This window comes from Cupriavidus sp. CP313, assembly GCF_054072015.1.
The window spans coordinates 71,819-93,694 of record NZ_JBSVZB010000020.1 but is presented as its reverse complement, the minus strand read 5'-3'; the positions used below and the strand labels follow the sequence as shown (position 1 = coordinate 93,694).

The following is a 21,876-nucleotide window of genomic DNA, read 5'->3' as shown; positions in this document are numbered from 1 at the left end:
GGAAACTCCGGCTACCAGTGCCACATCGAGCCATCCGCCAGCCGTGCGACCGGCAGATAGGCACGTTCGTACGGATACTTTGCGGCCAGCGCTTCGTCGATATCGACACCGAGACCCGGCACCTCATCCATGACCAGGTAGCCGTCTTCGAAGCGGTAGTTGTGCGGAAAGACCGCATCAGTCAGTTCGCTGTGCGGCATCAGCTCCTGGATGCCGAAGTTGGGCGCCCACAGCCCGAAGTTGACCGCGGCCGCCATGCACACCGGCGACAGGTCGGTCGCCCCATGGAACCCTGTCCGTACCTGGTACATGGCTGCGAAATCCGCGATGCGCCGCACATGGGTGATGCCGCCCGCGTGCACGATGGTGGCGCGGATGTAGTCGACCAGTTGCTCGCTGATCAGCGTCTTGCAGTCCCAGACCGAGTTGAAGACTTCCCCCACGGCCAGCGGCGTGGTGGTGTGCTGGCGGATCAGCCGGAACGCCTCCTGGTTCTCTGCCGGCGTGGCGTCTTCCAGCCAGAACAGGCTGAAGGGCTCAAGCTCCTTGCCGAGCCGCGCGGCCTCGATCGGCGTCAGGCGATGGTGGGCGTCGTGCAGCAGGTGGGGCCCGAAACCCACGGTGTCCCGCACCTTGCGGAACAGTTCAGGCGTATGGCGCAGGTAGAGCGAAGTATCCCAGGGCTCTTCCGGCGGCAGGCCTTTCTCGGCGGGCTCGTAATGCCCGCCACCCTTGCCCACGCCATACACCTTGCCCAGGCCGGGCACGCCGGACTGCACGCGGATGGCCTTGTAGCCCTGCTCCACATGACGCTGCACGGCCTCCACGGCCTCGGCGTGGTCGCGCCCGTTGGCATGGCCATACACCATCAGCCCCTGCCGGCTTCTGCCGCCCAGCAACTGGTACACCGGCATGCCGGCCAGCTTGCCCTTGATATCCCACAAGGCCATGTCGATGGCTGCGATGGCGGTCATCGTGACCGGGCCGGGGGGGGGGGGGGGGGGGGGGGGGGGGGGGGGGGGGGGGTGGGGGTGGGGGGGGGGGGGGNGGCGCCAGTAGGCGCCCCGATACAGGTATTGCCAGATGTCTTCGAGGTTGCGGGGATCGCGCCCGATCAGGCACGGAATCACGTGCTCGTCCAGATAGGCCTGGACCGCCAGTTCCCGCCCGTTGAGCGTGGCATCGCCCAGGCCATGGACGCCTTCATCCGTCATCACCTTGACCGTGACAAAGTTGCGCCCCGGACAGGTGACAATGGTCTGTACTGATTCGATCTTCAAGTCGCGTCCCCCGCGAGGTCAGTCAGTGAAATAGCTCTCCGGCGCCTGCTTGCGCAGCGCCTGGAGGTGCTCGGTGATGTGGTTGATATGCGAAGCGACGCTGGCACCGAGGCCCGCGACATCGCGCGCCGCCATCTGCGCCAGCATCTGCTCGTGCTCCTGCAGCGCGCGGCTGGCGTGGTCGGCCACCCGGCCCAGCAGCAGCCAGCGCACCCGGTCGAAATGCCGCTTGATGGGCTCGAGCATGGCCCACACGTTGTGCCGGCCCGCAAACTCGAACAGCCTGCGGTGCATCAGCTCATCCAGCTCCGAGAACAAGTCGGTCTGGTTGCTGGCGACAGCGTTGCGCTGGCGCTCGACGATGCTGCCGAACTCCGCCAGTTGCTCGCTCGTGATGGACAGCGCCAGTTGCACGTGATTGGCACATTCAAGCGTGCAGCGCACGAAACGCCCCTCTTCGATCAGCGAAGTGCGCACCGGCGCCACGATCGTGCCCACCTGCCGGTAGATCTGCACCAGCTGCTCGTCGGCCAGCATGGCCAGTGCTTCCCGCACCGGCGTGCGGCTGACCTCTATCGCCCGGGAGATCGCCGCCTCCGACAGCGCCATGCGCGGGGGCAGCGTGCCGCGCACGATGGCTCGCTGCAACATCGCATGGACCTGGGCGGTATAGGAGCGGTCCTTTTCCAGCTGGAATCCAGCCAGCGCACGGGTCAGGACCTCGTCGGCATTCAGGGCTTCCTGGGAATTTTCGCGGACAAGCGAGATACGGGAGGCGCGCATTTGGGGGTCGGTTATATGAGTGTTACTGCCATGGTAGCACGTCGATGTTTTCTCCATGATTCGGCGTAAACCCGCATGGATTCGTCAAATACCCACCGCTACAGTGCATATCACCGCCGCACTACCATGGCAGTTATCAAAGAAATGTGATTCTTTATAGATATGCAGCCCACCTCCGCCACGGCAGCACGCCATCAGCGCCTCTCACAAGAAGCCCTTCTCAAGGTGCGTGCCGGGGTTGAGCGTCCTCGCTACGATCGCACCGGCCTGGGCCGGGGCATCGTGCATCTGGGCCTGGGTGCATTCCACCGCGCCCACCAGGCGCTGTACACCGAAGCCGCCCTGGCGCAGGGCGATTCCCGGTGGGGAATCATCGGCGTCAGCTTGCGCAGCCCCGCCACGGGCAACACGCTGCAAGCCCAGGACCATCTCTATTCGGTCACCGAGCGTCATGGCGATGCCAGCCACACACGGATCGTCGGTGCCGTCGTTGCGTCGCTGTATGCGCCGCAGGCCCTGCAGCAGGTGATTGACGCCATCGCTGACCCGGCGGTCAGCGTCGTCACCAGCACCGTGACCGAGAAGGGCTACAGCCAGCACCCGTCCACGACCGGGCTCGACCTCGGCGATGAAGACATCCGCCACGACCTGGCTAACCCGGAGCGCCCCCGCAGCACCCTCGGCATCCTGGCGGCGGGCATACGCCGCCGGCCGCGCGGCGCCCCGCTCAGCGTGGTGTGCTGCGACAACATGGCAGGCAATGGCGACACCTTGCGTCGGCTGCTTGCGCAGTTCGCGGAGCTGTCCGATCCAAACCTGGCACGGCGCATCGATGACAACATCGCGCTACCCAACTCCATGGTCGACCGGATCGTGCCGGCCGCCAGCGCAGCATCCATCGACCTGGCCAGCCGGCATCTCGGCGTGCGCGACGAAGCGGCAATCGTCTGCGAGCCATTCACGCAATGGGTCATTGAAGACCGTTTCGCCGGGCCGCGGCCCGCATGGGAAGCCGGGGGCGCGCTGCTGACGACCGATGTCCGGCCTTACCAGGCGATGAAGCTGCGCCTGCTCAACGGCACCCATTCGGCAATGGCCTATGCCGGACAGCTTTGCGGACTCGCCAGCATCGCAGATGTCATGGCGAATCCCGCTGCCGCCGCATTTGCGCGGGGCGTGATGAAAGACTTGCGCGCCACCGTTGCGGCACCGCCAGGCTATGACGTCGACCGCTACTGCCGCGAACTGCTGCATCGCTTCGAGAATACCGCCCTCGCCCACCTGACCGCGCAGATCGCGACGGATGGCACGCAGAAGATCCCCGTGCGCTGGCTGCCCGCCTTGCGCGAAAGCTGCAGCGCAGGCATCGAACGGCCATTCCTTGAGCGTGCGCTGGCGATGTGGCTGCACTACCTGCGAACCGGCCACAGCGACCGCGGCGAGGTACTTACGATCAGCGACCCTGGCGCCGCTGCGTTGGCCGATCGCCTGCGCAGCGCAGGCTGCGACGCCGCTGCCGTCCACCAGGCGCTGGGCCATGCTGCCGTCTTTGGCACCACGCCGTGGCCTGCGCCCCTTGCCGCCCGCCTTGCCGCTTACCTGGCGGTACTGGCAAACCGGGGCGCGGCCGCATTGCTGCCGCTAAGCCAATAAGGCGCCAAACCTTCCGATACAGGAGCAAACATCACCATGACTTTCTCCCTGACACGCCGCCAGTTCGGCGCCCTGGCCGCCGGCAGTCTCGCGCTCGCATTGCCGGTGCGCCATGGCCTTGCCCAGGCGGCCAGCATCCGGCTCAAATATGGCACGGCATTTCCGGCGGACCACCCCGGCACGTTGCGCATCAAGGAAGCCGCGGAAGCCATTCGCAAAGACACCAGCGGCAAGGTGGACCTCCAGGTGTATCCCGCCAGCCAGTTGGGCAGCGAGCCCGACATGATCTCGCAGACCCGCGCCGGGGCCATGGATTTCATGTCCACCGCTGGCACCAACCTGCAGACGCTGGTGCCGACCGCCGGCATCAACGGGGTCGCCTTTGCCTTCAAGGACTACGCCACGGTCTGGGCGGCCATGGATGGCGACGTCGGCGCGCACGTGCGGGCAGCGCTGGGCAAGGTCAACCTGCACGTGTTCGACAAGTGCCTGGACAACGGCTACCGCAATATCACCTCGGCCAGCCGGCCGGTTCAGACACCTGCGGACCTGAAGGGCTTCAAGATCCGCGTGCCCGGCATCCCGCTCTGGATCTCGATGTTCAAGGCGCTTGGCGCCTCGCCGACCGCCATTCCGTTCGGCGAGCTCTACTCCGCGCTGCAGACGCGAGTGGTGGACGGCCAGGAAAACCCGCTCGCCCTGATCCGCAGCGCCAAGCTCTATGAAGTCCAGAAGTTCTGCTCGCTCACCGCGCATACCTGGGATGGCCACTTCATCTTCGGCAACGCCAGGAAATTCCAGGCGCTGCCCAAGGAAGTGCAGGCGTCCATCGCCACCCATTTCAACAGCGCGGCGCTGCGCCAGCGCGCAGACATCGCCAGGCTGAATGTCGATGCGCAGGCGGAACTGAGCAAGCTGGGCATCACGCTGAACCGGCCCGATCCCACGCCCTTCCGCCAGTTGCGGCAAAGCGCGGGCTTCTATACCGAGTGGAAGAAGAAGTACGGCGAGGAAGCCTGGGCCAAGCTCGAGAAATACGCGGGCCGCCTGGCCTGACGCCATACCACCAGACCGAACGAGAAGCCGCGCATCAGCGCGTACCGCATGGAGACACGACGATGGAGCACACTGCCGAAACCTTCGCTGCCGCACCGCGGGAACCAGGCGCCACCCTTGCTTTCTGGGGCCGCGCCGTGCGCTGGGTCGTGGAGATTCCGGCCGCGCTGATCGTGCTTGCGGAGATCGCCATCCTGGGCGGTGGTGCGTTCGCACGCTATGTCCTGCATGCGCCAATCCCGTGGACCGATGAACTGGCCAGCATCCTGTTCCTCTGGCTGGCGATGCTGGGCGCCATCATCGCGCTGCAGCGCAGCGCGCATATGCAGCTGACCACCTTCATCAAGGACCTGGCACCGGCCAGGCGCGCGTGGCTCGATGCCTTCGGCATGTGGCTGGTGGTGGCGTTCCTGCTGATGCTGGTCTGGCCGGCCTACGAGCACCTGATTGAACACATCGACGTCTCGTCGCCAACGCTGGAGATCAGTGAAGGCTATCGCTCCGCGGCGGTGCTCGCCGGCGCACTGCTGATGCTGGCGACGGCCGTCATCCGGCTGGTTGCGCAGGCCGACTGGAAGCTGGTTCTCGTCAGCGGCGTGGCGGTAGGCGTCACAGGGGCAATATTGTGGGCCTTGTCCCCGGTGCTGGCAGAACTCGGCAACATCAACCTGGTGATCTTCTTCCTGCTGATGCTGGTGGCATGCGTGGCCGTTGGCGTGCCGATCGCCTTTGCCTTCGGCCTGGCCACCATGTGCTACCTGGCCTTCACCACCACGACCCCGCTGTCGATCGTCCCGAACCGCATGCAGGAAGGCATGTCGCACCTGATCCTGCTCGCCGTGCCGCTCTTTGTTTTCCTGGGCGCGTTGATCGAGATGACCGGACTGGCGCGCGCCATGATCAGTTTCCTGGCCAACCTGATCGGGCATGTGCGCGGCGGCCTGCAGTACGTGCTGCTCGGCGCGATGTATATCGTGTCCGGCATCTCCGGCGCAAAGGCAGCCGACATGGCAGCGGTCGCGCCCGCGCTGTTCCCGGAAATGAAGCAGCGCGGCGCCAAGGACGGCGACCTGATCGGATTGTTGTCGGCGTCCGGCGCGATGTCCGAAACGATCCCGCCCAGCATCGTGCTGATCACGGTGGGATCGGTCACCGGTGTGTCGATCACCTCGCTCTTCATCGGCGGGCTGATGCCGGCGGCCGTGGGCCTGGTCATGATGGCCTGCGTGGTCTGGTTCCAGACGCGCAAGGAAGACATGAGCACGGTGGTACGCCCTACGCGCGCCGTGATCGTGAAATCGCTGCTGGTGGCCCTGCCGGCGCTGGCCTTGCCCGTGATCATCCGCACCGCCGTGGTCGAAGGCGTCGCGACCGCGACCGAGGTATCGACCATCGGCATCTTCTATGCCGTGCTCGCCGGCATCCTTGTCTACCGGCGCTTCCACTGGCGCAGCATCTACCCGATGCTGGTCGATACCGCTGCGCTGTCCGGCGCGATCCTGCTGATCGTCGGCTGCGCCACCACCATGGCGTGGGCGCTGACGCAATCCGGCTTTGCCGACGACCTGGTGAAGATCATGTCCGCCGTACCGGGCGGCAAGACCGGATTCCTGCTGGTGTCCGCGCTGGCATTCGTACTGCTCGGCAGCCTGCTTGAAGGCATCCCGGCCATCGTGCTGTTCGGCCCGCTGCTGTTCCCGATCGCAAAGATCGTCGGCGTGCATGAAGTCCACTACGCCATGGTAGTGATCTTCGCCATGGGCCTGGGCCTGTTTGCGCCACCGTTCGGCGTCGGCTTCTACGCGGCTTGCGCCATCGGGCGGGTTTCACCTGACGTGGCCATGCCGCGGGTCTGGCCGCACATGGCGGCGCTGCTGGTGGCCTTGCTGCTGCTGACGCTGGTGCCTTGGTTCTCGATCGGGTTTCTGTGAGCTACGGATGGCCGATAAATGCAAAACCCGCGCCAGGGCGCGGGTTTAGGTCAGACTTCCGATTGCCAGCAAACGCGATCGCTCAGCCTGGTTCAGCACGACCAAGGCTTGGTTGACCGCCACCGCCGCGCGTTGCTGGGCGCGCCCGATGCGAGATTTTAGCGAAGCGAGCCAATCGGCGTAGTCCAGACGCAGCGGTAAAGAAGCCACGGCAGGAGAGGCTGAGAAGACGCAATCGGGCAGTATAGAGCACCCGCTCAGGGCCGCTCCTAGAGCTTCACGCAAAATACGCCGCTTTCGCAACTTGCTATCAGATTGCTCTGGCAGGTGCGCAGGCGGCCGGTAGAACCGAATCCCGGTTATGCCATTTCCGCATAACCATGCACTGCGCTGCGACACCCATGAAATCTTGGCATCGAACGTGGTGCAGGTGCGGCCGATTCCCTAGACTCCGGCAGCAGTGCTAATACCAACTTACGCGAGGAGCGTAACCATGACTGCCGGACTCTTCAGAACCGAACATGACCTCCTGGGTGACCGTGAAGTCCCTGTCCAGGCCTACTACGGCGTGCATACGTTGCGCGCCGTCGAGAATTTCCCTATCACAGGCACCCCGATCTCCATCTACCCGGAGCTGATCAAGGCGCTGGCTGCGATCAAGCAGGCCGCGGCCCAGGCCAACCATGAGCTGGGCCTGCTCGACAAGGCGCGCTGCGACGCGATCGTCGGCGCCTGCCAGGAGTTGATTGCCGGGAAGCTGCACGACCAGTTTGTCGTCGATGTCATTCAGGGCGGCGCCGGCACCTCGACCAACATGAACGCCAATGAGGTGATCGCCAACCGCGCGCTCGAACTGCTCGGCCATCAGAAGGGCGAGTACCAGCACCTGCACCCGAACGAGCACGTCAACATCGGCCAGAGCACCAACGATGTCTACCCGAGCGCGCTGAAGGTCGCTACGTGGTTCGGTATCGCCGGTCTTGTGGACGCCATGGCGGTGCTGCGACGGGCCTTCGAGGCGAAGGCCGACGAGTTCGCTCACATCATCAAGATGGGCCGCACTCAGCTGCAGGACGCCGTGCCGATGACTCTCGGCCAGGAATTCAGCACCTACGCCGTGATGCTCGGAGAAGACGAGGCGCGCCTGCGCGAAGCCGCGATGCTGATCTGCGAGATCAACCTCGGTGCCACCGCGATCGGCACCGGCATCACCGCGCATCCGTCGTATGCGCCGGTGGTGCTGCGGCGCCTGCGCGAGATCACCGGCATCCCGCTGGAGACCGCACCCAATCTGATCGAGGCCACGCAGGACTGCGGCTCCTTCGTGCAGCTCTCCGGCGTGTTGAAGCGCGTTGCCGTGAAGCTGTCGAAGACCTGTAACGACCTGCGGCTGCTATCCAGCGGTCCACGCGCTGGCCTGGGCGAGATCAACCTGCCGCCGATGCAGGCCGGCTCGAGCATCATGCCCGGCAAGGTGAATCCGGTGATCCCCGAAGTCGTGAATCAGATCGCCTTCGAAGTCATCGGCAATGACGTCACTGTCAGCTTTGCGGCCGAGGCCGGCCAACTCCAGCTCAATGCGTTCGAGCCGATCATCGCGCACAGCCTGTTCAAGAGCGTCAGCCATCTGCGCAACGGCTGCCTGACGCTCGCCGAGCGCTGCGTCAAAGGCATCACCGCGAATGCCGACCGGCTGCGCGCCACGGTCGAGAACTCGATCGGCGTCGTGACGGCGCTCAATCCCTACATCGGCTATGCGAACGCGACCGCCGTTGCACAGGAAGCGCACGCCACGGGCGGCAGCGTCTATGAAATCGTCTTGCGCAAGGGCTTGCTGTCGAAAGAAGAACTCGACCGCATCCTGCGCCCCGAGACGCTGACCCAGCCGGTGCCGCTGGACTTGCACGGGAAGTCGCACTGAGCGGAGGACCTGCGCCACAGGTCAAGGCCGATCGCTTCGATCCAACGCCACCATCGCCTGGGCCGCCCTGTCGATATGGTCGGCAAGCCGGCTTGCGACTGGCTGCCGGCTGTGCCGCGCGCGCTCAACCAGCCCCACCTCGCGATAGAACGTGTCGTCGCCAAGCGGCAGCGCCGTCACGCCCGGCGGCCGCGCGCCACCTGCAAGCATGCGGGGCAGCAGGCCCACGCCAAGCCCGCGCGCCACCAGTTGCACGATGCCTTCGAGTTCGTCGAGCTCGATCGCTTCCTGCGGCACGATCCGTTGCTTGCGCAGGAACTGGTCGACCAGCCTGCCGCCGAATGAAGCCCGGTCATAGCGGATAAAGGGCGCCGTGGCGATTGCGTCTCTCCAGTCCATGCCGGCCTGCGCGGCGGGCGCCAGCAGCTCGAAAGGCTCCTCCAGCAGCGGGCGCCATTCCAGTTCGGCGGGCAACGCATAGGGCGGCCGGATCATGACGGCGATGTCGATCTCGCCGGCGTCGACCTGGCCGAGCAGGTTGAGCGAGACGCCGGGCACCATCCGCACACGGCAGCCGGGCAGTTCGGCCCGGAACGCGGCAATGGCATCGGCCAGGAAGGTGGCTTGCGCCGAGGCGATGGCACCGATGCGCACCATGCCCGAGCCCTGGATGTCGAGGCCCTGGTGGCCGATCCGCTCGTACAGCACCACCAGCTCCTCGGCCAGCGCCAGCGTTTCGCGCCCGGCGGTGTTCAGGCGCGCTGAACGGCCGGTGCGGTCGAACAGCGCGAAACCGAGCTCTGACTCCAGCCGCTGGATCTGCGCGCTGACGGCCGACTGCGTCAGGCCAATGTGTGCGCCGGCGTTGGCGAAGGTGCCGTGGCGGGCGACGGCAATAAAGGTGCGCAGTTCTCGCAACATGGCGATTCATCGATTTTCGTGGAGCTAAGCTCAAAAATATATCGCTTTTATTAATTTTTCGCCATGCATAGACTTTGGTTCCAGGGCGGTGCGTTGCCGCGTGCCGCACGACCCGACCACAAATCCATTGCCAAGAGTCTCCACACCATGAGCGAATCCACTGCAGTCCTGCCCCCGTTCCACCTGGCCTTCCCGGTCCACAGCATCGCCAGCGCGCGCGAATTCTACGGCGAGCTGCTGGGCTGCCCCGAAGGCCGAAGCTCGGAAGATTGGGTCGATTTCAACTTCTACGGCCACCAGATCGTGGCCCACCTGGCGCCGGAAGAATGCGGCCATCGCCATACCAGCGCCGTGGATGGCGATGCCGTGCCGGTGCGCCACTTCGGCGTGGTGCTGCCGATGAGCGACTGGCAGGCGGCTGCCGACAAGCTCAAGGCCGCAGGCTTGCAGTTCATCATCGAACCGCATATCCGCTTCAAGGGCGAGGTCGGCGAGCAGGCCACCATGTTCTTCCTTGACCCATCGGGCAATGCGCTGGAGCTGAAGGCGTTTGCCAATATCGCCTCGCTGTTCGCCAAGTAAGTCTGAAAACGCGCGGCCACACCGCGCCCCGACCGGCCCGCAGGCCGGCACTCCACGCGGCGCCGAAGCCAGCGCCGCGTGTCCGCCCCCAAAGCAGCAAGAGTCTGACATGCGAAGAATCCTGGTAGCCAATCGCGGCGAGATTGCCTGTCGCATCATCCGCGCCGCGCAGGCGCTTGGCATCGAGACCGTGGCCGTGTATTCCGAGGCCGACGCCGGTGCCCTGCATTGCCAGATGGCCGACGTGGCCGTGTCCATCGGCCCCGCCCCCGCGGCACAAAGCTATCTGAATACCGAAGCCGTCCTGGCAGCCGGGCTGGCGCATGGCGCCGACGGCGTGCATCCGGGCTACGGCTTCCTCTCCGAGAACACTGCCTTTGCCCAGGCCGCCGAGGCCGCCGGCATGCGCTGGATCGGGCCTTCGGTCGAATCGATCGAGAACATGGGCGACAAGAACCGCGCGCGCGAAATCGCGGCCGCCTGCGGGGTGCCGGTTCTGCCGGGCAGCATCCGCTTCCTGCCCGGTGAGCTGGCCGGGCTCGAAGACGCTGCCGCGCAAGTGGGCTATCCGCTGCTGGTCAAGGCCGCAGGCGGTGGCGGCGGCATCGGCATGAAATGCGTCGACGACCCCGGCACGCTGGCAGCCACCGTGGCCTCTACGCAGGCGCTCGCGCTCAAGGCCTTCGGCGACGGCAGCGTTTACCTGGAGCGCTACGTCGCGCGCGCACGCCATATCGAAGTCCAGGTATTTGGCTATGGCGACGGCACGGCCGTGCACCTGTTCGAGCGCGAATGCTCGGTGCAGCGCCGCTTCCAGAAGATCATCGAAGAAAGCCCGGCACCCGGCCTGCCGGCCGTGGTCCTGGCACGCATGACTGCCGCCGCCGTCGCGCTGGCGGAATCGCAACACTACCGCGGCGCCGGCACGGTCGAGTTCATCGTCGATGCCGACAGCGGCGAGTTCTTCTTCCTCGAGATGAATACCCGCATCCAGGTCGAGCACGGTGTCACCGAGATGGTCACCGGCTGGGACCTGGTGCAGGCGCAGATCCGGCTTGCAGCCGGCACCCTCGCGCGCGTGGCGCAAGCCGACATCCGCCATCAGGGCGCGGCGATCGAGTGCCGGCTCTATGCCGAAAACCCGGCCCGCCATTTCATGCCGTCGCCGGGCAAGCTGTCGGCCTTCGCGCTGCCAGTAATGCCGGCGTTGCGCGTCGACACCGGCGTGCGCGCGGGCGACACCATCACGCCCTACTACGACCCGATGATCGCCAAGCTGATCACGCATGGCGCCGGGCGCGAGTCTGCGCGCCAGGCGATGCTGGACGCGCTGGCGGAAACGCGCATTGAAGGGATTCGCCATAACGTCGAGTTCCTAGGCAACGTGCTGGCGCACCACGACTTCCGCGCGGGCCAGGTCGATACCGGCTTCGTCACGCGCGAGATCGCCCAGTTGATCGGCGCGAGCGCGGCGCCGCGCGCGGCTGCGCCTGCCGTCGCCAGCGAGGTACAACCCGAGGTGCAACCATGAACGCGCTGCCTCTCGACCTGGCACCCGCCGCAGCCATCCCGTGGCGCATCGAACCGTCGGGCGATCGCCTGCTCGTGGTTGCATTCGACGCCGGCCGTGATGCCACCGCATTGCGCGCTGCCAACCGACAAGCCTGCGCCGCGGCGGCGCGCATTGGTGCCGCCGCACTGCCGGGCGTGACCGATGTCGTGCCCGCGCTGGCGACCGTGGGCATCCACTACCGTCCGTCCGCCGTTGGCGCCGCGGCAGGCACGGCACCGTTCCAGGCGCTGAGCGCAGCGCTGTCCGTGCTGCTTGCCGAGCCACTCGGCGCCTTGACCGCCTCCGCTCGCGTGGTCGACATCCCGGTCTGCTATGGCGGCGACCACGGGCCTGATCTCGAGGAGGTGGCCGCAAGCTGCGGGCTCGCGCCCGATGCTGTGATCGCGCTGCATAGTGCGGCGCCGGTCGATGTGCTGATGCTGGGTTTCGCGCCCGGCCACCCGTACGTGGGCAAGTTCGACGCACGCCTGGCCCCGCCACGGCGCAGCACGCCGCGCACCGCCGTGCCCGCTGGCTCGATCGGTCTGGCCAACTGCCAGTCCGTGATCTATCCAATGGTGCTGCCCGGCGGCTGGAACCTAATCGGACGCACGCCGCTGGCCTTGTTCGATCCGCACCGCGATGCGCCCTGCCTGCTCAATGCAGGCGACCAGGTCCGCTTCGTGCCGGTCTCGGCCGCACAGTTCGACGAGATTGCCGCGTCGCAAGGCACCCCCTCACCGGCCCATGGAGTGAATCGATGACCACTACACCGGTACAACCCACCGGCGCCGCCATCGAGGTGATCAAACCCGGTGCGCTGAGCACGTTCCAGGACCTCGGCCGCGTCGGCTACCAGCAGCTCGGCGTGCCGGCCAACGGCGTGATGGACGAGCGTGCGCATCGGCTCGCCAATGCGCTGGTCGGCAATACGCAGGACACCGCCACCCTGGAGATCACACTGATGGGCCCCACGCTGCGCTTCGACGCGGCCACTGCCGTGGCGGTCTGCGGCGCCGATCTCGACGCCAGCATCGACGGCACGCCGCTGCCCACCGCGCAGGCATGCGTGGTGCCGGCTGGCGCGACGCTGAGCTTCGGCAAGCGCAAGAGCGGGCTGCGCGCCTACCTCGCGGTGGCAGGCGGCTTTGCGCTGGATCCGGTCATGAACAGCCACAGCACCTTCGTGCGTGGCGGATATGGCGGCATGGAGGGCAAGCCGCTGCGCAAGGCCGATGTGATCGGCTTGCGCGCCCCGCGCGCCGCGCTGCCCGAAGCTCTGCCACAGGCGCGCTTCGCCGCCGGCATCGTGGCAGCGCCCGAGGCCCCGCTGCGCGTGGTGCGCGGGCGCGAGTGGGATGCCTTCAGCGCCGCCGCGCAAGCGGCATTCACCAGCGCAGAGTTCCCGGGGTTCCGTATCGGCGCACAGTCCGACCGCATGGGCTACCGCCTCGAAGGGCCTGCGCTGGCCCTGTCCTCGCCGCTCGAGATGTGGTCCGAGGCGGTGGCATTCGGCACGATCCAGGTGCCGCCCGACGGCCAGCCAATCGTGCTGATGGCTGACCGCCAGACCACGGGCGGCTATCCCAAGATCGCCCACGTCTGCGCCGTGGACCTGCCGCGGCTGGCGCAGCGCATGCCCGGTGAGAGCGTGCGCTTCACCGTGGTCGAACTGGAAGAAGCGCAACGGCTCGCGCAGTTGCAGGATGCGGCCTTCGCGGCGCTGGAGCGCGGCCATGGCTGAGATCGATTTCAACAGCGACCTGGGCGAGAGCTTTGGCATCTACCGCCTTGGCGATGACGCGGCGGTGCTGCACCATATCAGCTCCGCCAACATCGCCTGCGGCCTGCATGCCGGCGATCCGCAGACCATCGCTGCGACGGTGCGGGCCGCGGTGGCCCGGGGCGTGGCGGTGGGCGCGCATCCCGGCTTTGCCGACCTGCAGGGCTTCGGCCGCCGCGCCGTGACGCTGTCGGCAGGCGAGATCTACAACCTGACCGTCTATCAGGTCGGCGCGGTGCAGGCGTTTGCCCGCGCCGCCGGCAGCCACCTGGCCCATGTCAAACCGCACGGCGCGCTGTACAACATGGCGGCGCGCGACGACGGCATGGCACGAGCCCTTGCTGAGGCCGTGCGCGACGTGGACCCTGCCCTGGTGTTCTTTGGCCTGGCCGGGTCCGCGCTGGTGCGCGCCGCGCGAGAGGCCGGCCTGGCGGTCGCCGAGGAAGTATTTGCCGACCGCAGCTACCAGGCTGACGGCTCGCTGACGCCGCGCGGACAGCCCGGCGCCATGATCACGGACGTCGGCACCGCGGTGGCGCAGGTGCTGCGCATGGTCCGCGACCGCGTGGTGCGCTCGCAGCAGGGCACCGACGTTCCGGTGCGCGCCGACACGCTGTGCATCCATGGCGACCAGCCCGGCGCCGCCGGCTTCGCCCGCGATATTCGCGCCGCGCTCGAGGCCGAAGGCATCACGGTCCGCGCCCCGCGTACCACGGCGGTTCGCTGACTGCCTCCGCCCCAATCCAGATCAACAAGACAAGAGCCCCCCATGCCAGACCAACCGAACGCCTTGCCCATCGTCGCGGAGACCACCGGTACGTTGTGGAAGATCGTGGCCGCGCCAAATGTTGCGCAAGCGCGCGATGCCACGCTGGTGATTATTGAATCGATGAAAATGGAAATTCCCGTGGAAGCGCCCGCCGACGGTTATGTGGCCGAATACCTGGTCAATGAAGGCGAGCCGGTCGAAGAAGGCCAGATACTGGGCGCTTTCATTCCGGCAGGCTGATTTCCAAGACAAGCCCTTGCCCGGCAATGGCTTGTGATTATTCCAAGGCACGATCATCGCCGGCGGCAAAGGCCGCGAAATACCTGGAAATTAATGAGCTGCCCGTGCTTTGGCGAGATGGACAGGCAGTAATACACGACAGTAGTGCATGGCGTGCCCCGCAAGGGAACACGGTATGCACCCAGTCAGTTCATTCTGGCGCAGCCGAATAAAAGGAGACAGAAAAATGCATGGTCATCACCGACCAGGACAAGTCGCGCTTATTCCCACGGATTTTCACAGTTGATTTTGACTGGCACGCTTGTTGCTGAATAAAAACCAGAGCTTGCAGGCGTGCATTAACGCTGTGAATGCAGCAAGGACTGACCTGACAAAGCAGGCAGTCCATTAACAACAACAGGTAGGCAGCCGCGATTACTGCGGCGCAGCGTACCGGTATTCATGCTCAGACCCCGGGACCCGCAGGCTGCCACCGGCAGCCGGCGCGGCTTCGTTCACCCTGCTTCTGGAAACGTGATCATGTCCAACGCCCCCACTTCCACGCTGCCGCTGGCGGATGCCTCTGCTTCGGCCCCCACCTCGGCCCCACAGACCGGCGATGTCGCCGTGGCCCGCAAGGCCGCGGTGGCCGCCGCCGCCGGCACAGCCATTGAGTACTACGAGTTCGGCATCTATGGCTACCTGGCCGCCACCATCGGGCCGCTGTTCTTTCCGGGCGACAACGCCACCGCGTCGCTGCTGGCGATCCTGGCGGTGTTCGGCAGCGCCTTCCTGATGCGCCCGATCGGCGGCATCGTGCTGGGCCGGCTCGGCGACCGCATCGGCCGCCGCGCCGTGCTGCTGGTCACCGTGATCGGCATGGGCGTTGCCACCGCCGCCATCGGCGTGCTGCCCGTTGCCGCGAGCGCGGGCCTTGCGGCCCCGCTGTTGCTGCTGCTGATCCGGCTGGTGCAAGGGTTCTTCGCCGGCGGCGAAGTCACGGGCGCGGCGGCGTACGTGGCCGAGTCGGCACCATCCGGCAGGCGCGGCTTCTTTGGTGCGTTCACACCAGTGGGCGTGGCCATCGGCGGCGCCCTGGCGGCAACCGTGTGCGGCCTGACCACCTCCATGCTGGGCAGCGAAGCCATGACGGCATGGGGCTGGCGCATCCCGTTCCTGAGCGCCATCCCGATGGTGATGATCTCGTTCCTGGTGCGCAAGCGCGTGGAAGAGTCGGTGGCGTTCCAGCATTTCCAGCAACACAATGAACCGCCCAAGGCACCGCTGAAGGAAGTGTTCAGCCAGCACACGCCCGCGGTGCTCAAGGTGCTGGTGCTGTCCTTCGGGCAGAACGTGGGCTACTGGGTGGGCCTGGTGTTCATGAACATCTACATGACCACCTACCTCAAGTATGACAAGGCCAGCGTCTACTGGATCATGGCCTTCGTCAGCCTCACCATGGCAGTGCTGATGCCGTTCTGGGGCGGCCTTTCCGACCGCCTGGGCCGGCGCAAGGTGCTCGCCATCGGCTTTGTCGGCTACATCGTGCTGGTGGTGCCGATGATGACGCTGATGGACCAGCAGAGTATCGGCCTGGCCTTCCTCGCCATGCTGGTCGTGGCGCTGCCGATGCCGATCGTGCAGTCCGTCGGCTATCCCACCTACGCCGAGCAGTTCCCGACCCGCGTGCGCTATTCCGGCATGGCCTTCAGCTTCAACCTTGGCGCCATCCTCGGCGGCGGCGTAACGCCATACGTGGCTACCGCGCTGATCGGCGCCACCGGCAACCTGCTCTCGCCCGCGTACCTGCTGATGGGCGGCTCGGCCATCGCATTGCTTGGGCTCCTGCGCATCAGGGAAACCGCGCGCGAGGCGCTGCGGTAATGCGACACCGGCCTGGAGCGACCCGACATGCATGACGCTACCGTTGCGCTGCCCGGCTGGGCAGCCAGCCCGGCCACCGCCCGTGCCGCGATCCGCAGCGGTGCCTGGCACGGGCACACTGCCGGCATGGCGCCCGGCCGCGTACAGGGCAACCTGATGATCCTGCCACGTCATTGGGCCGACGATTTCCTCGGCTACTGCCGTGCCAACCCCGTGCCCTGCCCGCTGATCGGCATGACCGAGCCAGGCTCGCCGCTGGTGCCGGCGCTGGGCGAGGATATCGACCTGCGCACAGACCTGCCGCGCTACCGGGTCTGGCGCGATGGCAAGCTCGCTGGAGAATGCGGCGACATTAGCGCGTTGTGGCGCGACGACTTTGTCGGCTTCGTACTGGGCTGCTCACTGTCCTTCGAAGATGCGCTCCAGCGCGCCGGCCTGGCCGTACGGCATGTCGATGAAGGCAAGGTGGTGCCGATGTACCGCACCAGCATCGAAACCACGCCGGCGGGGCCGTTCCGCGGGCCGATGGTGGTGTCGATGCGCCCCTATACGCCGGCACAGGCCGCGCACGCCAGCGAGATCTGCGCCGCGTTGCCGGCAGCGCATGGCAAACCGGTGCACGCCGGCGATCCGTCAGCGATCGGCATTGCCGACGTCAACCGTCCCGACGAAGGCGAGCCCACCGCCATCCTGCCAGGCGAGATCCCGGTATTCTGGGGCTGCGGCGTGACGCCTCAGGCCGCGACCGTGCAGGCGCGACTGCCGCTGTGTATCACGCATGCGCCCGGCTACATGCTGGTGGGCGACGTGGCGATCGAGGACGTCACGCTTATCTGAGGTCTCTGTTGGCGTTTCCCCGCTTGCCGCTCCCGGCGCCGATCCCAGCAAGGGCATCGGCGCCGTACGCAGATCATGCATCCCAATTGATCTACCGGCTCATTGCTCGCGGTCGAGATGGACGCATAACGGAGGCGCCATGCCCACCGAGCGCGTCGGCGTCAATGGAAAGGCGTGGACGCCGTAGGCATCCTCGACAACGTGAGCGCAGCCACGATGGTGCTCACGATGATCTCCATCGGCGTACCCGGTCCGAAAATCTCCTGCACGCCGCACTGGCACAGCAAGCGCCTGTGGTCTGCCGGAACAATGCCGCCGACGAAGACCGGCACTTCGAGCGCGCGCTGCCGCAAGGCGTGTAGCAGCGCCGGCAGCAGATCCAGATGCGCGCCGCCCAGCGTGGACATGCCGATGACATCGAAGTCGCCATCGCAGACGGCAGATGCAACCGCCTCGGCCGACTGGAACAGCGGTGTCAGTTCGACCACGAACCCGGCATCCGCAAGCCCGGCCGCCACCGCTTTCGCACCGCGGTCGTGGCCGTCCTGGCCCAACTTGGCCACGAGGATCCGGGGCGCCCGGCCGAGCCGCTCGCGCAGCGCACTGACGCGCTCGCAGGCGGCCTGCCATTCCGTGTTGCCGGCGCGGGCCGTGCCGTACAGCGCAGCGTCGTAGGACGCCCGGACCGTATGGCGCGGCCAGACCTGGAGCAGCGCCCGGGTACATTCCCCGACCGTGGCGCGGCAACGCATGGCGTCGATCGCACAGGCGAGCAGGTTGGCGCCGCCGTGCCTGGCGGCCTCGGTCAGCGCCACCAGCGCATGCCTGACCGCAGCGTCATCGCGGCGGCGGCGCAGCGCGTCCAGGCGGCGTGCCTGTTGCACGCGCACCTGGGTACCGTCGATCTCCAGGCATTCCTGGCCATTGTCGTCGGTCTCCTGGTAGCGGTTGACACCCACCACGACCTCTTCCTGCGCATCGAGCCGAGCCTGCGTCCGCAGCGCGGCCTGGTGGATGCGCCGCTGCACCCAGCCGGATTCGAGGGCTGCCAGGATGCCACCCTGGGCATCGATGTGCGCCAGCACCGCGCGAACCTCCGTCACCATGCGGCCGGTCAGCGACTCGATCAGGTAGGAGCCCGCCCAAGGGTCCGCCACCTCGCACAGGCCAAATTCATGCTGGAGGATCAGTTGCGTATCGCGGGCCAGCCGCGAGGCCTGCGCGCCCGGCAATGCCAATGCCTCGTCAAAGCCATTGGTATGCAGCGACTGCGTACCGCCAAAGATCGCAGCCATCGCCTCGACCGTGGTGCGCGCGACATTGTTGAGCGGCTGCTGTGCGGCGAGCGTCCAGCCCGAGGTCTGGCAATGCATGCGCATCGCCGTGGCGCGCGCGCTGGTGCCACCCAGTTCGCGCACGATGTCGTGCCACAGGAGCCGCGCGGCGCGCAGCTTGGCGATCTCGACGAAGAATGGCTTGCCGACGCCGAAGAAGAAGCTCAGTCCGCCGCAGAACGCGTCGACATCAAGGCCGCGCTCGCGCAGCAGGCCGACATAGGTCCTGGCATTGGCCAGTGTCAGCGCCAGTTCCAGCACCGGATCGGCGCCCGCTTCCTGGAAGTGATAGCCCGAGATCGACATGCCGTTGAACTTCGGCGCATGCGCCGCCAGCCATTCGACCACGTCGGTGGCGATGCGCAGCGACGGCTGCGGCGCGTGGATCCAGGTGTTCCGGACCATGAACTCCTTGAGGATGTCGTTCTGGATGGTGCCGCGCAGCTGTTCGAACGGGACGCCCGATTCCTCGGCCGCGACAAGGAACGCTGCCAGTACGGGGAGCACCGCACCACTCATGGTCATCGATACCGACACACGGTCCAGCGCAATGCCTTCGAACAGGCGCCGCATATCGTCGACCGAGTCGATGGCCACGCCGGCCATGCCGACATCGGCCTGCGCCAGTGGATCGTCGGAATCGTAGCCGCGATGGGTCGGCAGGTCGAAGGCCACCGACAAGCCCTGCGCGCCCTGCTTCAAGGCCTCGCGATAGGCGAGGTTCGACGTCGCGGCGTCGCCGTATCCCCCGTACTGGCGGATGGTCCATGGCCTGCCGCGGTACATGGAGGGATAGGGTCCACGAACGAACGGGGCCTCGCCGGGCATGCCGCCCAGGTGGCCAAGGCCAGTCAGATCGTCGGGCCCATAGACCGGCTTCAGCTCCAGGGCACCTGCCGGGTCGTCCCGCTTCGCGTTCATCGTTGCCTCCAACGTTTCTGCGTGACCACATCGGCAATCTTCTCGCCGTCGCGGCTGCGCCGGATCTCACACCAGTGCGTCAATCCCTCCTCGGCCTCGCGCAGCGCGGAAAAGGTCAGCTCCAGCGACTCACCGACATTGACGTTGCCATGGAAGAACAGGTCCCGCGCGAACACCGTGGGCGGATCCGCGTCGCGGCGCCATTGCCATTCCGCGCGATCGACCATGGCCTGGAAGCTGGCGAAGTACACCAGGTCGGCGCCATTGAAGTCGTTGCAGGGGCACGGCAGGTATTCGGCCGCGTGGCAGACGCGATGCCGGGCCTGATCGAGTCCGAGATGCGTGCCCCAATCCCCGCAGCGAAACCGCCGTGCCAGCAGCGACAGTTCCGCCGCCTGTGCCGACGGGCCGGCGCAGGCCCACTGCACGGCCACGGTCGGCATGGTGCGCACGACCGAGCGGTTGTCCCGCTCCCGCGTGCGTCGGATGAAGGTGGACAGCATCGTCACGCTGGCGCGGCGGTCCCCCTGCATGTCGACCGCATGTTCGCTGAGGTGCTTCACGCCACCCGCTGGCACGATGCGCGAGCCGATGCTGAACTCGGCGTGCTCGCCGATCGTTTGCGGCGCGGCGTCGCGCACGCGGATCGCGGTGAACGCCGCATACACCGGATGGCCCCCGGCATCCCTGAAGTCCGGCACCCCCAGGCCGGCGCCGGCGGCCAGCAGGCGCCAGTGCAGGTCGCCGCAGGTCTTCAGCAGCCAGTTCTCTGACAGGCCGGTATATGCCAACTGGGGCATGCCGGCCACATGGCGCGAGACGACGGCTTCCATGTCAGGCGGCCAGTGCGGTGTCGCCCCGGCCTGCGGCGATCAGGGCGGCCAGGTACTCGGCGTCGCGGGCGATGCCGGAGAATCGCCCCGATCCCCACGTGTGCAGCCAGGGCAGGCCAAGGAAGTACAGGCCGGCGTGTGCGGTCACACCGCGTTCGTGACCCGGATAGCCGCGGCCGTTGAACACCGGCACTTCGAGCCAGCTGAAGTCCGGTCGGAAGCCGATGCACCAGATGATCGAACCAATGCCGGCTGCCTGGGGATCAAGTTCGCTGCGCTCGGCCGGCGGCGTCCATACGGGCGCATAGACGCTCGGCGGCGGCGCCTCGATGCCTCGCTCCACGATGAACTTGTCGATGCTCGCGTTGATGCGGTTGTAAGTCGCATCGGCATCGTCCAGGTTGCGACGCAGGTCCGGTGCAAAACGCAGTTGGCCGTCGAGGTAGTCGTCGAGCACGCCGTAGAGCTCCATGCCCTCGGTGGCAAACCTGCGCAGGTCGATATCGCGCCCGCCGTCGCGGCCGGTGACATAGTGATTGGTGTTGTCGCGAACGCCCTCGCGCAGCGGATGCTCGGTGACCGGCAGGTCGTAGTACTTCATGTCCGCGAGCCAGTCCACGACGTCCCGCCCACGATAGAAGCGCGCGCAACGCGGCGCCTCGCCGACGGCCAGATACACCTTGCGCCCGGCCAGGTGCAGGTCTTCGGCAATCTGCGCGCCCGACTGGCCAGAGCCGACCACGAGCACCGCACCCTCGGGCAGCGACTCGGGATTCCTGTATTCGGACGATTGCAGCTGCCGGATCGACGCCGGCAGGCGCTCGGCCATGCGCGGCACGATCGGCGTGTGATAACCGCCCGAGGCCACCACCACCTGGTCCGCGGTGAATGCACCCTGGCTCGTCACCACGGAAAATCCCCCCTGCGCGCGCGCCCTCACTTGCCGCACCTCGGTATGTTCGAGCACGGGCGCGCCGACCGTCCGGATAAAGCCATCGAGATAGGCCGTGATCTCATCCTTCTTCATGAAGCCGTGCGGATCGTCACCCTGGTAGGGATAGCCCGGCAGCGCGCATTGCCAGTTCGGCGTCACCAGGCAGAACGCATCCCAGCGTTGCGTGCGCCAGGTGTGCGTGACGGCGTGCTTCTCGATGAGCAGATGATCGATGCCGGCCTGCTTCAGGAAGTAGCTCATCGATAGTCCGGCCTGGCCGCCGCCGACAATGATGACGCTGTAGTGCCTGGGCTCCGCGGCCTGGCCCGGATTGGTGTTGATGACGTGGGACATGTTGGATCCTTTGAGGCGAGGAATTTGGAAATCGGCTAGCTGCCAAAGCCGAGAAACCGGACGGTGGCGTCGTCCTGGCCCTGGAACCGCTGCGCGGCGATTTCCAGGATGCGGAGCTGGTCCATTGCGGAGGAGCAGGCGTAGCCATACCTGGCACGCACCCGCTCGGAAGCGGCGCCCAGCGCGGTACGCGCGCGCTCGACAAACTCGTCCAGCGGATACGCCGCCCCGGCGGCAAAGTGCTCCGTGACGATGGAGGATGGGGAATAGCAGGCCATCTCGGTCTGGTCAGGCCAGCGGATGCGGAAATGGGTAACCGGCATGGCAGG

The 21,876-nt window shown here is 66.6% G+C and carries 19 protein-coding genes; 12 read left to right on the top strand and 7 right to left on the bottom strand.

Annotated features, from left to right (window positions below; translation table 11 throughout):
• Nucleotides 1-11 precede the first annotated feature (11 nt).
• Together manD and ACW4E8_RS25100 are read right to left on the bottom strand one after the other, a co-directional pair.
• Nucleotides 12-1,280, bottom strand: coding sequence for a D-mannonate dehydratase ManD (gene manD, locus ACW4E8_RS25105; RefSeq protein ID WP_456806986.1), 1,269 nt, complete (start codon nt 1,278-1,280; stop codon nt 12-14).
• A gap of 18 nt (nt 1,281-1,298) precedes the next feature.
• Complete coding sequence (locus tag ACW4E8_RS25100) at nt 1,299-2,063, bottom strand: GntR family transcriptional regulator (protein WP_456806985.1); 765 nt, start codon at nt 2,061-2,063, stop codon at nt 1,299-1,301.
• 162 nt (nt 2,064-2,225) lie between these two features.
• Here ACW4E8_RS25100 and ACW4E8_RS25095 point away from each other — a divergent pair, with 162 nt between their 5' ends.
• The 4 genes from ACW4E8_RS25095 (at nt 2,226) to aspA (ending at nt 8,624) form a co-directional block, all read left to right on the top strand.
• A complete protein-coding gene (locus ACW4E8_RS25095; protein ID WP_456806984.1) occupies nt 2,226-3,716 on the top strand; it encodes a mannitol dehydrogenase family protein in 1,491 nt (496 codons plus the stop codon).
• Nucleotides 3,717-3,752: 36 nt separating this feature from the next.
• Nucleotides 3,753-4,772, top strand: coding sequence for a TRAP transporter substrate-binding protein (locus ACW4E8_RS25090; protein WP_456806983.1), 1,020 nt, complete (start codon nt 3,753-3,755; stop codon nt 4,770-4,772).
• 62 nt (nt 4,773-4,834) lie between these two features.
• Nucleotides 4,835-6,703 carry a TRAP transporter large permease gene (locus ACW4E8_RS25085; RefSeq protein WP_456806982.1) on the top strand — a complete coding sequence of 623 codons (1,869 nt, stop codon included), beginning with the start codon at nt 4,835-4,837 and terminating at the stop codon, nt 6,701-6,703.
• Nucleotides 6,704-7,196: 493 nt separating this feature from the next.
• Complete coding sequence (gene aspA, locus ACW4E8_RS25080; protein ID WP_456806981.1) at nt 7,197-8,624, top strand: aspartate ammonia-lyase; 1,428 nt, start codon at nt 7,197-7,199, stop codon at nt 8,622-8,624.
• Between the two features lie 21 nt (nt 8,625-8,645).
• Here the strand turns inward: aspA and ACW4E8_RS25075 are convergent, their stop codons facing one another.
• Entirely contained in the window at nt 8,646-9,545 is a 900-nt protein-coding gene (locus tag ACW4E8_RS25075) for a LysR family transcriptional regulator (RefSeq protein ID WP_456806980.1), read from the bottom strand.
• 147 nt (nt 9,546-9,692) lie between these two features.
• On the opposite strand from ACW4E8_RS25075, the gene ACW4E8_RS25070 reads away from it, so the two are divergent.
• From ACW4E8_RS25070 to ACW4E8_RS25035, 8 genes are all read left to right on the top strand, one after another.
• Nucleotides 9,693-10,127 (top strand): VOC family protein, encoded by a 435-nt coding sequence (locus tag ACW4E8_RS25070; protein WP_456806979.1) that lies wholly within the window; start codon nt 9,693-9,695, stop codon nt 10,125-10,127.
• A gap of 109 nt (nt 10,128-10,236) precedes the next feature.
• Nucleotides 10,237-11,658 (top strand): acetyl-CoA carboxylase biotin carboxylase subunit, encoded by a 1,422-nt coding sequence (locus tag ACW4E8_RS25065; RefSeq protein WP_456806978.1) that lies wholly within the window; start codon nt 10,237-10,239, stop codon nt 11,656-11,658.
• Nucleotides 11,655-12,443, top strand: a complete 789-nt coding sequence (gene pxpB / locus ACW4E8_RS25060) for a 5-oxoprolinase subunit PxpB (RefSeq protein ID WP_456806977.1) — start codon at nt 11,655-11,657, stop codon at nt 12,441-12,443. The genes ACW4E8_RS25065 and pxpB overlap by 4 nt, the downstream gene beginning before the upstream one ends.
• Nucleotides 12,440-13,423 (top strand): 5-oxoprolinase subunit C family protein, encoded by a 984-nt coding sequence (locus ACW4E8_RS25055; protein WP_456806976.1) that lies wholly within the window; start codon nt 12,440-12,442, stop codon nt 13,421-13,423. Before pxpB ends, ACW4E8_RS25055 begins: the two co-directional genes overlap by 4 nt.
• The gene (locus tag ACW4E8_RS25050; protein ID WP_456806975.1) at nt 13,416-14,189 is read left to right on the top strand and encodes a LamB/YcsF family protein; all 774 of its coding nucleotides are present in this window, start codon (nt 13,416-13,418) and stop codon (nt 14,187-14,189) included. The genes ACW4E8_RS25055 and ACW4E8_RS25050 overlap by 8 nt, the downstream gene beginning before the upstream one ends.
• Before the next feature lie 42 nt (nt 14,190-14,231).
• Nucleotides 14,232-14,471, top strand: a complete 240-nt coding sequence (locus ACW4E8_RS25045; protein ID WP_456806974.1) for an acetyl-CoA carboxylase biotin carboxyl carrier protein subunit — start codon at nt 14,232-14,234, stop codon at nt 14,469-14,471.
• Nucleotides 14,472-14,990: 519 nt separating this feature from the next.
• Nucleotides 14,991-16,334 carry an MFS transporter gene (locus ACW4E8_RS25040; protein WP_456806973.1) on the top strand — a complete coding sequence of 448 codons (1,344 nt, stop codon included), beginning with the start codon at nt 14,991-14,993 and terminating at the stop codon, nt 16,332-16,334.
• Between the two features lie 27 nt (nt 16,335-16,361).
• Nucleotides 16,362-17,171: a putative hydro-lyase gene (locus ACW4E8_RS25035; RefSeq protein WP_456806972.1), complete on the top strand. Its 810-nt coding sequence runs from the start codon at nt 16,362-16,364 to the stop codon at nt 17,169-17,171.
• 161 nt (nt 17,172-17,332) lie between these two features.
• Here the strand turns inward: ACW4E8_RS25035 and scpA are convergent, their stop codons facing one another.
• Genes scpA through ACW4E8_RS25015 form a run of 4 tightly spaced genes read right to left on the bottom strand, consistent with a single transcriptional unit; the run spans nt 17,333 to nt 21,870 of the window.
• The gene (gene scpA / locus ACW4E8_RS25030) at nt 17,333-19,426 is read right to left on the bottom strand and encodes a methylmalonyl-CoA mutase (protein ID WP_456806971.1); all 2,094 of its coding nucleotides are present in this window, start codon (nt 19,424-19,426) and stop codon (nt 17,333-17,335) included.
• Entirely contained in the window at nt 19,423-20,259 is an 837-nt protein-coding gene (locus ACW4E8_RS25025; RefSeq protein WP_456806970.1) for a Pnap_2097 family protein, read from the bottom strand. The genes scpA and ACW4E8_RS25025 overlap by 4 nt, the downstream gene beginning before the upstream one ends.
• 1 nt (nt 20,260) lies before the next feature.
• On the bottom strand, nt 20,261-21,547 hold the full coding sequence (locus ACW4E8_RS25020) for an MSMEG_0569 family flavin-dependent oxidoreductase (protein ID WP_456806969.1): 1,287 nt from the start codon (nt 21,545-21,547) through the stop codon (nt 20,261-20,263).
• A 35-nt stretch (nt 21,548-21,582) separates the two neighbouring features.
• Nucleotides 21,583-21,870 (bottom strand): MSMEG_0570 family nitrogen starvation response protein, encoded by a 288-nt coding sequence (locus tag ACW4E8_RS25015; protein ID WP_456806968.1) that lies wholly within the window; start codon nt 21,868-21,870, stop codon nt 21,583-21,585.
• Between the last annotated feature and the right edge of the window lie 6 nt (nt 21,871-21,876).